Genomic DNA, 12,432 nt, shown 5'->3' with positions numbered 1-12,432 from the left:
TATGGTCGTTTATAATAATGGCAATACAAGGGTTACCCGTGTTCCAGCGGCATTGCCCTTTGCATCCTTCATGTCGTGTATCCACACCCTGCTTTGCAGGGTATGGTGTTCATTGTGTGCTTTCAATCGCTCCGTCGCTGCCGCAATCCCTTTGCCGGTGTGGTTGTTTTTATCCCCTTTTCTTGCAGCTTCCCTACCAATCCCATTGTCCTCGATGACGCAAAGGAGGTTTTCCTCGGAGTCCTCGGAAAAGTGTATTTTCAGGCATCGATCTCCCTTTTTATGGAGCAACCCGTGCCATATGGCATTTTCGATAAATGGCTGTATGAGCATGGCCGGTATTTTTATTTCTTCTGGATCGATTACTTCTTCGCATATAAGGTCATAATCAAAAGTTTCCTTGAAACGCAGAGATTCCAGTTCGATATACAGGTGCAATGTTTCCAATTCTTCTTTCAACATGACCATTTCCCTGTCGCTGTGTAATAATACCAGCCGCAGCAAGCGGGAGAATTTGGATAGGTAGCGGGTAGCGGCGGTATCTTCGCCAGCCAAGATCATTTGCTGGATGGAATTGAGTGAATTGAAAAGGAAATGCGGATTCATTTGCAGCCGCAGGCTTTTCAATTGGGCTTCCACTGATTTTCTTTCGTGCTCCAGCAACTCCAGCTGTGCCCGCCGCTGGTCTTCCTCTGCTTTTATCCGGACCATCTTATTGGCGCAAAGTGCGGCAATGGTGGTGAGAATAGCAAGGTGTTTCTGAGTGAAGAAATGTTTTTTTGGGTGTTCACTGTCAATGATACCCAAAACTTGGCCATTATAGGTGATAGGTACAGTGATTTCAGACAGACGCCTGGCATCATCGGCAATATAGCGATTGTCTTTAGAGGTATCCGAAACGATTTCTGCCGCTCCACTTTTTGCCACACTGCCTACAATGCCTTTGCCTAGGGGTATCTCGATGGGGTCGATGATTTTGTTTCCATCGGATGTTTTGGGGCCCCAGGCTGCCTTTTGAAGGAGCATATTTCTTTTTTCATCCAGTAAATAAATGACGCAATCCACAAACTTCAGGCGGCCAATGCAATTTTTGGCCACATCCCAAAGGATGGCCTCCATGGTACGTTGCTCATGTAAGGAAGTAGCAAGGTAATTAATGGCTTGTTCGGTTTCCAGCTGCTCCTGTTGGTAACGTATTTTGCGGTTCCGTTGCCAGGTAATGAGGATAATGATGCCAATGCTGATTAGTAGGCAACTGGCCACAAACCAACTGCGTTGCCACCAAGGTGTATGGATATAGAATAAGACCGGATTACGGGCTTCCACCCACCGGACTCCATCACTGCTCGCTTTTACCTTAAATAGATACTTGCCGGGCTTGAGCCTATCGTATGTAATCCGCTGTCCAGTGGAGGTTTTTACCCAGTTTTTATCCACACCCATTAGCTGATATTGATAAAGGATGTTTTTGTTTCTCAATAAATTTACCACCGAATAAGAAAAACTGACGGTATTGGTATAATAGGGCAGCTTAATGGATGAGTTTGGTGAAAAATAATAGCTGCTATCAATGGTTTCCATTTCGTGGATGACAACGGAAAACGGAATATCATGGGTATGAATCTGTTCCGGCCTGAAATAGGTAATCCCTTTGTTTGTGCCAAAGACCAATTCTCCGTCTCTAGTTTCCAGTGCAGCGTAGAAACGAAATCCGGCATTACTGATGCCCGACCCTTCGTCATATATTTTAAATTTTTTTTCTTCGGGGGAATAATAGGCCAGGTAATCACTGTTCACCAGCCAGATACCACCCGTCCGGTCTTTAAGTAACGCATAGCAGTCTATCAGCTGCCCTGGGGCCATTTCTTCGTAAGCGGCTAAGGGTTTCCCCGGCTCCAGTAGATGAAAACCAAATCTGGTGCCTATGTAAATATTATGGTTATTATCCCCGGCAAAACCGGTCACCTCGTTAAAAACCAGCCCGTTTTCTTTGGTGTACGTGTTGATGTCTCCATTTGATAGATTGATGTTATAAGCCCCATCCTGGGTAGCAATCCAAACGTCTGAATCCGAACGGAACCAGATTGTTTTGCAGTTTTTATCTTGTAACGCATTAAGCGGAGAATTATCGTCAGGGAAACTTACCTGAAAGGTTACAGGGTCTATAAAACAGATTCCCCTAGCTGTGCTTATCCATAGCGTGCCGTCAGGTGAAGGGATTATTTCATTGATGATATTGGCGGGTAAGCTGCTGCCGTTTTCGCTAGTTGCATAGAAATACTTTACCGGTTGCCTTTTGTGATCAAGTACCGCAATCCCGTTCGCGGATCCCAGCCACATGTTATCTTGGTTATCCAGGTAGAGCGTTCTGATTGCACCAATTTTTCTTTTTGCTTTGGCACGGTCGTATGAATGAAAAAAGACGTCCCCGGTTTTGCGTTTCCATTCGATTAAATCACTTTGTGTAGCCAGCCAGAGATTCCCCTTGGCATCTTCTTCGATGGCGTTGATATGGGCATCATATATCCGGCCAGTTATTTTATTATGGAACAGCGGTTTTGTGTAGGCCGGTGGGCTTGAGGGCTTGAAATAATTAAGCCCCGCGATGGCGGTGGCCACGAAAAAAAAACCACTGGTATCCGAAAAAATATAAGATGCCTGGTTGGCAGAGATGGATCGGTCATCGGTGGCATCATGAGGGTGCCTGATTAGGGTTTCATTTTGCGCATCAAAAATGTAAACCCCTGCAGTGGGAGAGGTAATCAAATACTGCTGGTCTTGCAAATGATAAATGCTTTCGGGGTAGTTGTGCATATATTGGCCATGCTGATCTTTCAGGGCGGTGTATTTTTGAACGATTTTTTTCGAAGAAAGATCTATCTTAACTAATTTGTCTTTGTTTGCAACAGTAGCTAAGGCGTTATTGCGTCCAAACCGGACGGCGGCAGTGATGTCGGCAACCTGTATGGCTTGTGCTATGTTCAACTTTTTCAAATCAAATAAAAAGAGGAGGCTATCACCGCTGAATACCAGCGTATCTGTATTCCATACATTAATTCGCTGAAATTTATTCCCGAGCAGGGGTTGGTCTTCCATGTCCACACGGGTAAAAGTAAGGGAATGTGTGCCTTTCAATCCGTATAGTCGCCCCCCGCTCAGAAACATTATTTTATCTTTAACAGGCAATAAGTACGCTACTTCCATTTTTTTACCCTTTTCCATTAAGGGTACCGCGTGGAACTGCCTTTTTTCATCCAATAAAGTAAGTTTCCCTTCATCGCATTGTATCCATATCCTGTTCCAATCATCACAGACCATCCGTACAATCCGGTCATTCTGTAAACCGGGATGGTCCCTACTGAAAAAATGTTTAACGGTGTATCCGTCATAAGTGTTCAACCCGTTACGCGTGCCGATCCACAATAAGCCCTGCTTATCCCTTACGGCACTCGTAACCGTGTTGTTGCTCAGGCCGTTGCTTTTGTCGATATGGAAGAACCGTAATTCTTGAGCCACCGCGCTACCTGATATAACCAACCCTGCAATCAGGGGAAGCCATAGATATTTGATTTGCGTTTTGATAAGATTAAACCGTTAATTACATGTACTAAGTTACAAAACATTAACGGTATGCTATTGTGTATAGGAATAGGTAAGTACACGTACTACATCCGGATCATCGTCCAGGAGATCTTGGCGAGTTATTACCTGACTGGTCGGATAGCCCTGGGAATTATACTGCTGTTCGGCTGCGGTATATTCGTACTCGGCGGAAATTTCCCCTTGGTTATCCCAGGAGGTATAGCCGCTACCAGCGTTGAACATATCCCTCATCCGATCGTCGAGGCCGGATATGAAAAGCAGGAACAAGTAGCTGTTCCACTCAACGGGAAAGGGGGTGCTTCCCGGTGTATATGTCAGTCGGCTAGTCAGGTATTCTCCGGGGCCGCCGGGGTAAAGGGTTCGTTCGTTTATTGTTAAATTGCCCTGCTGGTCGTACGCATATTCCTGGCGGCTATATACCGGATTACCGGGTATCCTGAACTCCTCACTGATTAATTGGTCTGATACATTGTACTCGTATTCATTTATGCTGTTAACCTCATCGGGGTCTGCTGAGGAATAATTATTGGCTTTTATCAGGCGTCCGAAATTATCCAGGGTATATACGTTCCGGTACTGAAGCGCATGATTGTTTGCGTTGTAGCGCCTCGTTTCGTGTATCCCTTTTTCGTCATATTCATACAACGTATAGCTGGAAAATGTTCCATTGAAATAGTAATTCAGACGGATCAGCTTTTTATCGGTATCATAAGTCAGCTCGAAATCGGTGATGCCGTTTCTGGAAATGCTGACAAGCAGAGGCTTATCTGGTGTTGGAGATGCAGTATCCTTTTTACAGGAGTTTGTTATACCGCAGACCCATGCAGTAGCACAGAGAAAAAATAGAAAGCGTTTCATGACATTTTGTTTTTAGTTTTACTAGGGACAACCTGATCCGAACCGTCAGCGTTAGGCTTTGCTTCACTATTTACCCCATGCAGGCATGTGGTCATAATCCGGATGGTTGGTGAGGTTGACCTGACCTGTACCATCCGCGTTCATCACATAAACTTCGGGGAAAACCCCGTCACGATAAGTCGTAAAGGTGATTTGCTTGTTATTCGGCGACCAAGCAGGTTCTACATCAGCGGCAAAATGGTCGGTAAGCTGTGTCAAACCCGTACCATCTGTATTCATCACATAAATATCGTAATTGCCACCGCGATTGCTTGAGAAAGCAATTTTTTTGCCATTGTTCGATAGAGCGGGTTCCCTGTCATTAGCTGGGTGATTGGTTAGGTTTACCGGGTTGGAGCCGTCCGCATCCATTACATAAATCTCCCAATTTACGTCGCGGAAGCTGTTGAAGAAGATCTGTTTACCCTGATGCGACCAAACGGGATAGGAATCGCTGGCAGGCGCGTAAGTAAGGCGTGTAACATCGGTACCATCTGCATTCATCACATAGACGTCGCTGCCACCGTCACGGGCGCTTGAAAAAGCAATTTGTTTACTTTGGGGCGACCAAGCGGGGGTGGCGTCATGGCCGGGGTGATTGGTCAGGTTGGTGGGATTACTGCCATCAGCGTCCATCACATAAATTTCGAAGTTTCCATCGCGGCGGCTTACAAAGGCTATTTGCTTGCCATGATGTGTCCAATCCGGGGAGGCATCAACACTCGGTTCAACGGTAAGGCGTAATAGATTGCCGCCGTCTGCATTCATGCTGTATAGTTCACTATTGCCGTCCCGGTTACTCTCGAACGCAATTCGTCCGCCTTTTTTTTTAGCAAGCATTGAGGCAAGGGCAAGCTCATCAATCATCCGATCAGGTTGTGAGCCCGAGAGTGCTTGTGATTCAGCCGGTTTCTCCATGGCTTTTTCGCAGGAGATCATATTGAACGATGCCGTCGCCATAGTGGCTAGCAATAGGTGTTTGATCAGGAATTTGATTGAATTTTTCATAATTATTGTTTTGTTTACGAGTTCGCCGTTTGCTATGCATAACTATTCCGGTATGTTAGCGTGTTGACTACTGTGTCGCGACAACTGTCGACTTAAATCGGTATGCGCTGGAGGGTTAATTTCTTTTTCGCTGAAACCAAAGCACTACGTCAGAAAAGCCTACTTTGCCTTCAATAATCCTGAAGTAAACCCGGTTCTTTCCCGGTTTTAGCTTACTGCCGTCGATGGCTTCATGCATGGTAAAAATCCTGCTTTTGGATACATCTTTGAACTTATACCGAACTTCAGATTTGCTCTGAAGCTGTTGAGGGTCATTGAAGCCGATCTGGAAAAAATAGTCGTCATCCAAGATACCCCTTACTATAAATTGCAAAATGGGCTTGGCTACATTAGTACCCTTTACATAGTCGCTAGGTAACTCAAAATCAAAAGCGCTGGGCTGCGTGAGATTACCTGTTCCTATTTCGAACGGGTTATCACGGATAATAAGATAATCTGCAAGGGTTGTCATAATTTTAAATTTTTAGTTATAATTAAAAGTAAATGTTTTGCGTTTATCCTTTTAGAAACCAGACTTACCCCAACTAACATCCAATCCTTCTACCTTTGACCAACTTCCTAAATCTATTTGTTCAATGGGCATTACGTCATCTCCTTGGGTATCCACGGCCGAAATAGAGGAGATGACCACGTCTCTTAATTTGATCTTCATTTCCTTCTGCTGCTGTCCATCGGTGATCTTGCGGATCGAGAGCAGGACTTCCGGGAATATTTTTTGTGAGGAAAGCGCTTCCTTCAATACAGGGGTTGTTTTATCCTTATATTTTTTGAAATTAAATGATTGTACTTTTTTTCCTATGGACTCACGGCCGCCGATTTCATCAGCTAGTTGGATACCCGTGTCCCAATCAAGCGAAAGGATGTTAATTTCACCTTTATGGCTATCATCTGTTACTTCACCATCAACATTTTTTAACTTGAGAAATATTTCAAGGGTAACTTTCTCCTCGGTGGTCTCAAGTTCAAGGAATTGCGCTATGGCATCGATGGGAGCTACGCATGTTGTCCCTTCGGTATCCCGTGGCGTGGCCGTGTTTTCTTTTTCGCAGTGCGTGAAAACTGCTGCAATAAACAACGCTGCAATGATTAAATATGGCTTTTTCATGATTTTCATTTTTGGCCCTTCTCATAGTTCTATATATTCATACCTATAGGTTGTTTTTACACCTATAGTCAATATTTCAGACGGGGGGGGAGGTGGGTCAAAAAGCGTATTGTTTTGGCTGATAACGAATCCTTGCTCATTATATTCCCTGTCGGTAAAATGATAAGCATATTCCGTATCATCTCCTGAACCGGAATTGTCATAGATGGTGTAATGTATTTTTTCCGCCACAAATTCATAAATCAGAAAATTGATGGGGTACCCTTTGTGTTTGGCGATGGTTTCCGGCAAGGGGCTTCCCGCTGGCGAGAATTCAGCTTTGTGCGACAGCATGGCCATGGGTTGAAGCTTCTCGTAGTAGTGATAGGCTTTCAGGTTCCCGTTGGGGTAATAGGTGTATTCCCTGGCCGATTTCTCGGCCCCAGTGGAGAGGCTGAGCCATGCTTCTCTGTTGATAAGCCCATCGGCATTGTAGGAATATTTGTGCCGGTTAACGACCTGCCCCGTGTTGGCTCCGCTTAAGGAAACCAACTCACCCTCTTGAAAATGTCCGTTTTCATCTTTAGTGAAAAGCATTTTTGTAGTCGGCTCTCCGGAATCGTCATAGTTGGTATAGCTTCCCAACAAACCATTCGAATCGTACGCAAATTCCACTGCATTCTGCAGCTGCCCGTCGGACTTGTAAGTATTTATCCGATTAATTGCCTTCATGTTAGCATCATAGCTATATTCCATATACAGAACACCATTCTTGTATATTTTACTGAGCACTGTTTCTTTTTCCGGTGCCGGAGAGGGGTTGTGGTCCCTTTTGCAAGCTCCGGGTATAAAAATTACCCAAGCCATTAAGTAGAAGAAGTGTACTAATTTCATAATCAAAAAATTAAAATTTATATCCGAAGTTACATCGGATGTAAAGGTGATGTTGTGAAAAATTAGTAGGCGGTAGTTGGTAATGAGTAATCGGTATAAAAGGGCAATAAGGCCGTGTAAAACACTATGCTTGCATAGTATTTTTTGCTATCTTTGTTCCGAACCACTGTTGTGCTAGTAAAAACCGCTTAATTATGATATTCGAACTCACCGAAGAACAACAAATGATCCGGGATGCCGCTCGTGATTTTGCACAAAGCGAACTGAAACCCGGTGTCATCGAACGCGACGAGCATCAGAAATTTCCTACCGAACAGGTCAAAAAACTTGGTGAGCTAGGTTTCTTGGGCATGATGGTCGACCCCAAATACAATGGGGCGGGGTTGGATACCGTATCGTATGTACTGGTGATGGAAGAATTATCCAAAATAGATGCCTCTGCATCGGTGGTGGTATCCGTCAACAATTCCTTGGTATGCTATGGCCTTGAAAAATATGCTACCGAAGCCCAAAAAGAAAAATACCTCAAACCCTTGGCAGCAGGCGAACACATCGGAGCTTTCTGCCTATCAGAGCCCGAAGCAGGCTCTGATGCTACCTCACAGCGCACCACGGCCGAAGATAAAGGTGACCATTACTTACTCAACGGCACCAAAAACTGGATAACCAATGGCGGCACGGCCTCCACCTATTTGGTGATTGCGCAAACCTACCCAGACAAAGGGCACCGCGGCATCAATGCCCTCATCGTGGAGAAAGGGATGGAAGGGTTTACCATAGGGCCGAAAGAGAATAAATTGGGCATCCGAGGCTCAGATACCCATTCCTTAATGTTCAGCGATGTGAAAGTCCCCAAGGAAAACCGTATTGGCGAAGATGGATTTGGTTTCAAATTCGCGATGAAAACACTGGAAGGTGGCCGCATAGGCATTGCCGCGCAAGCACTGGGTATCGCTTCAGGGGCCTATGAGCTCGCTTTAAATTACGCCAAGGAACGCCAAACCTTTGGCAAGCCCATTGCCGAGCACCAAGCCATCCAATTCAAATTGGCCGATATGGCTACACAAATAGAGGCAGCACGTCTATTATGCCTTAAGGCCGCATGGCTCAAAGACAATGACCTGCCTTATGTGCAAGCTTCATCCATGGCCAAACTCTATGCATCCGAAGTGGCGATGAACACCACGGTGGAAGCCGTACAAATCCATGGTGGTTACGGTTTTGTAAAGGAATACCATGTGGAGCGTTTGATGCGTGATGCCAAGATCACCCAAATCTATGAAGGCACGTCTGAGATTCAAAGGATGGTCATTTCAAGAGAAGTGCTCAAAGACTGAGGTTAGGGCGCCTATCCATAAATTCCCCTTAAATTATATTCATGATGTTACAAAGCCCTGTGCAAATCGGGGTAAGAATGGTTAATATGTGACTATCTACATAAGGTCATCTTACCTATATTTGCCGATATGATGACTTATCACCGTGTAAGCATCGTTTAGCTAATCCAATTTGAGAAAAACCTGTTGCAACTTGTTTGAGGAGGTATGGTGTTGTCCAGGAAATGGTTTGGAACGATTGTTTTGTTACATATTTTTTAAACGAATGTTGATTCATGAAGTATAAATCACTTAACTACCCTGTTTTTTTGTTATTGATGTTGATAGCGCCGTTTTTGGCATCGGCGCAGTCAAGTAGCCAATTGGCTAGCCTATACGAACAAGCCAGCGAAAGCTCTGGATTGGTCGTGCAGTACGGACATGATGTACGGGCGATCCAATATTTTTATGGACCCATGTCATCAGGTGCTGGTGGTCGATGGGGTGGTACGGCGGTAGCCAATTCACCGGCAGAACGAGAAAGGCTGATTAAGCTGAATAATGAATACTTGGATAAGTTGGCAAAGCTAGATTTCGATGGGATGAGTATTTATGGTCAAGTAGACTACATTTTACTCAAACGCAAGATAGAAGCCAGCCAGAAAAACCTAAAGGACGAAGCAACACAATACCAAGGGATAGCTAATCACCTGCCATTTGCCAACGCTGTCTATGATTTTGAGGCGCAACGCAGACGGGGGACTACGGTTCAAGGGGAACAGGTGGCGCAGCTCCTACATGATGCACTCACCCAACTGCAGGATGCCAAAACTACATTGGAAGGTGTGGATAAGCTTAGTCAAAATGACGCGAACTTTGCGGGTGATGCTGTAGATGGCTTGAAAGCACGGTTAAAAAACGCATTTGACTTTTACAACGGTTATGACCCAGTGTTCACCTGGTGGGTTCCCGAACCTTATAAAGCATTTGATGAAGCGCTTGGAGAATATGCGAAATCGATTCGATCCAAGAGCGATGCCAAGGTGTTTGACGACGGCAGTAACATCGGGGGACAACCGATTGGCCGAGAAGAGCTCAACCGGCGGCTAAAGGATGAAATGATTGCCTATTCAGCCGATGAATTGCTGAAGCTAGCCGATCAGGAATTTGCCTGGTGTGAAGCCGAGTTGCTCAAGGCATCTCGAGAAATGGGGTTTGGCGACGACTGGAAAGCTGCACAGGAGAAAGTAAAAAATAGTTACGTCCCGGCAGGCAAGCAACCTGAGCTTATCATCAAGCTCAATGACGACGCCATCAACTTCATCAAGGCCAATGAACTGATGGATTTGCCACCATTGGCCGAAGAAACATGGGGAATGATTATGATGACGCCCGAGCGCCAACTGGTGAACCCATTCTTTACTGGCGGTCGCGAGATAAGCGTATCATACCCCACCAATACCATGTCGCATCCGCAAAAACTGATGAGCATGCGCGGCAACAACCCGTATTTCTCAAGGGGTACCGTGCAGCACGAACTCGTACCTGGCCACCACCTGCAATATTTTATGAACAGTAGATACAAGCCTTACCGTCGGGAAGCGTTCAATACGCCTTTTTGGACGGAAGGGTGGACCTTATATTGGGAATTACTCCTGTACGATAAGGGATTTGCTAAAACACCCGAAGAGCGTATAGGCATGCTTTTTTGGCGGATGCATCGTTGTGCGCGCATCACGTTTTCCATCAAATACCACCTAGGTGAATGGACGCCTCAGCAATGTATCGATTACCTGGTAGACCGCGTTGGCCATGAACCCGCCAATGCCCATGGTGAGGTGAAACGTTCGTTTGAGGCCAACTACAGTCCGCTGTACCAACTGGCTTATCTGGTGGGCGGCCTGCAATTGATGAGTATCAAAAATGAATTGGTAGATAGCGGAAAAATGACCCATAAACAATTCCATGATGCGGTCATCAAAGAAAATTATCTGCCGATGGAGTTGTTACGGGCGACACTCATCAACCAACGGCTTGAGCGGAACTACCAATCAACCTGGAAGTTTTATGATTTCAATAAATGAACAATAATCAACCTCAACAGATGAAAGGAGAAGATGTAGGGTTCAAATCGTCCTTGGGATTGATGGATGCCACCATGCTGGTAGCGGGGAGCATGATCGGTTCGGGTATTTTTATTGTAAGTGCGGATATTGCACGGAATACCGGAAGCGCCGGCTGGTTGATGGCCGTATGGCTGATTACCGGATTTATGACGCTGACCGCCGCGTTGAGCTACGGAGAGTTGAGTGCGATGTTCCCTAAAGCCGGTGGGCAGTACATTTATTTGCGGGAAGCGTACAATCCCCTGGTCAGCTTTGTTTTTGGGTGGACGTTTTTCACGGTAATACAGACCGCCACGATTGCCGCTGTAGGGGTGGCATTCGCCAAATTCACGGCTTACCTCCTCCCGCAGTTGGACGAGGATGTCATCCTTATGGATCTCGGCTTTTTACAGCTGTCGTCCGCCCAGCTGGTTTCCATTGTGGTTATTTTGCTCCTTACTATTATCAACACCCGTGGGGTCAACAGCGGTAAGGCCGTGCAGACGTCTATCACCGTCGTGAAAATCGTGAGCCTGTCGGGGTTGGTGCTTTTCGGCCTATTTGCCTTCAATAGCGAGGTGTGGCAAGCCAATTGGCTATCAGGCGATGCTTGGAATCTTCGTAGGCTGAATGTTGATGGCTCCTTGGCCGATTACACGACATTTGCCGCATTAGGAGCCATTGCCGCAGGGATGGTGGGGGCCATATTCAGTAGTGACTCGTGGCATGCTTCGTCTTCCGTGGCCGGCGAAATCAAGAATCCGAGCCGTAATGTGGGGCTGAGTTTGGCTTTAGGTACCATCATCGTTACCATCGTTTACCTCCTGACCAATCTCATGTACACCGGTGTACTGACCATGGAGCAAATGGCGGCATCTGATAAAGATCGGGTGGCGATGACTGCCGCCCAGGAGATTTTCGGCCCCGTCGGTATTACCATCATTGCGGTCATGATCATGGTTTCCACGTTCGGATGCAACAATGGGCTCATCCTAGCCGGAGCAAGGGTTTACTATTCGATGGCACAGGATGGGCTTTTCTTCAAGAAAGTCGGGCAGCTCAATAAATCTGCCGTTCCCGGTGTAGCCCTTTGGTTGCAATGTATCATTGCTTCATTGTGGTGCTTAAGTGGTAAGTATGGCGACCTGCTGGACATGATCTCCAGTGTGGTGGTCATCTTCTACGTATTGGCCATTATCGGTATTTTCCGATTGCGTAGATCGCGGCCGGATGTACCGCGGCCCTATAAGGCCTTTGGCTATCCGGTGCTACCGATGATTTATATCTTTATGGGTATTGCTTTTATTGTGTTGATGATTATCTATAAACCCAATTACACATGGCCGGGAATCATCATCGCTTTATTGGGGATCCCCGTGTATTATTTGATCCGTAAAAAATCGCTACCAGAAAACACCTAAAAGCGTTCGATTACGAGAAGGAGTGAATTGCTGGACTATAGATA

General features: G+C 45.8%; 9 protein-coding genes. 3 read left to right on the top strand and 6 right to left on the bottom strand.

Annotation, left to right across the window (positions count from 1 at the left end; genetic code table 11):
• Positions 1-9: 9 nt before the first annotated feature.
• The 6 genes from NF543_RS01965 to NF543_RS01940 form a co-directional block, all read right to left on the bottom strand.
• Positions 10-3,516: a sensor histidine kinase gene (locus NF543_RS01965; protein WP_257666404.1), complete on the bottom strand. Its 3,507-nt coding sequence runs from the start codon at positions 3,514-3,516 to the stop codon at positions 10-12.
• A gap of 117 nt (positions 3,517-3,633) precedes the next feature.
• Positions 3,634-4,461, bottom strand: a complete 828-nt coding sequence (locus NF543_RS01960) for a hypothetical protein (protein ID WP_257666403.1) — start codon at positions 4,459-4,461, stop codon at positions 3,634-3,636.
• Between the two features lie 66 nt (positions 4,462-4,527).
• A complete protein-coding gene (locus NF543_RS01955; RefSeq protein WP_257666402.1) occupies positions 4,528-5,508 on the bottom strand; it encodes a TolB family protein in 981 nt (326 codons plus the stop codon).
• Positions 5,509-5,623: 115 nt separating this feature from the next.
• Positions 5,624-6,019: a hypothetical protein gene (locus tag NF543_RS01950; RefSeq protein WP_257666401.1), complete on the bottom strand. Its 396-nt coding sequence runs from the start codon at positions 6,017-6,019 to the stop codon at positions 5,624-5,626.
• A 51-nt stretch (positions 6,020-6,070) separates the two neighbouring features.
• Positions 6,071-6,673, bottom strand: coding sequence for an Hcp family type VI secretion system effector (locus NF543_RS01945; protein WP_257666400.1), 603 nt, complete (start codon positions 6,671-6,673; stop codon positions 6,071-6,073).
• 21 nt (positions 6,674-6,694) lie between these two features.
• Complete coding sequence (locus NF543_RS01940; protein ID WP_257666399.1) at positions 6,695-7,546, bottom strand: hypothetical protein; 852 nt, start codon at positions 7,544-7,546, stop codon at positions 6,695-6,697.
• A gap of 194 nt (positions 7,547-7,740) precedes the next feature.
• Between NF543_RS01940 and NF543_RS01935 the strand changes: the two genes are divergently transcribed.
• The 3 genes from NF543_RS01935 to NF543_RS01925 all read left to right on the top strand — a co-directional run bounded on the left by NF543_RS01935 (position 7,741) and on the right by NF543_RS01925 (position 12,388).
• Positions 7,741-8,883, top strand: coding sequence for an acyl-CoA dehydrogenase (locus tag NF543_RS01935; protein WP_257666398.1), 1,143 nt, complete (start codon positions 7,741-7,743; stop codon positions 8,881-8,883).
• Positions 8,884-9,158: 275 nt separating this feature from the next.
• Entirely contained in the window at positions 9,159-10,946 is a 1,788-nt protein-coding gene (locus NF543_RS01930) for a DUF885 family protein (protein ID WP_257666397.1), read from the top strand.
• Positions 10,943-12,388 (top strand): APC family permease, encoded by a 1,446-nt coding sequence (locus tag NF543_RS01925; protein ID WP_257666396.1) that lies wholly within the window; start codon positions 10,943-10,945, stop codon positions 12,386-12,388. The genes NF543_RS01930 and NF543_RS01925 overlap by 4 nt, the downstream gene beginning before the upstream one ends.
• Positions 12,389-12,432 lie beyond the last annotated feature (44 nt).

The organism is Parapedobacter tibetensis (assembly GCF_024704835.1).
GTDB lineage: Bacteria > Bacteroidota > Bacteroidia > Sphingobacteriales > Sphingobacteriaceae > Parapedobacter > Parapedobacter tibetensis.
This window is presented reverse-complemented; position numbering and strand designations above follow the sequence as displayed.

What these genes read in the sequence shown, in the direction of transcription:
- NF543_RS01930 (WP_257666397.1), top strand. Translation starts at nt 9,159, where the DNA reads ATGAAGTATAAATCACTTAACTACCCTGTTTTTTTGTTATTGATGTTG.
- NF543_RS01955 (WP_257666402.1), bottom strand. Translation starts at nt 5,508, where the DNA reads ATGAAAAATTCAATCAAATTCCTGATCAAACACCTATTGCTAGCCACT.
- NF543_RS01945 (WP_257666400.1), bottom strand. Translation starts at nt 6,673, where the DNA reads ATGAAAAAGCCATATTTAATCATTGCAGCGTTGTTTATTGCAGCAGTT.
- NF543_RS01940 (WP_257666399.1), bottom strand. Translation starts at nt 7,546, where the DNA reads ATGAAATTAGTACACTTCTTCTACTTAATGGCTTGGGTAATTTTTATA.
- NF543_RS01960 (WP_257666403.1), bottom strand. Translation starts at nt 4,461, where the DNA reads ATGAAACGCTTTCTATTTTTTCTCTGTGCTACTGCATGGGTCTGCGGT.
- NF543_RS01935 (WP_257666398.1), top strand. Translation starts at nt 7,741, where the DNA reads ATGATATTCGAACTCACCGAAGAACAACAAATGATCCGGGATGCCGCT.
- NF543_RS01950 (WP_257666401.1), bottom strand. Translation starts at nt 6,019, where the DNA reads ATGACAACCCTTGCAGATTATCTTATTATCCGTGATAACCCGTTCGAA.
- NF543_RS01925 (WP_257666396.1), top strand. Translation starts at nt 10,943, where the DNA reads ATGAACAATAATCAACCTCAACAGATGAAAGGAGAAGATGTAGGGTTC.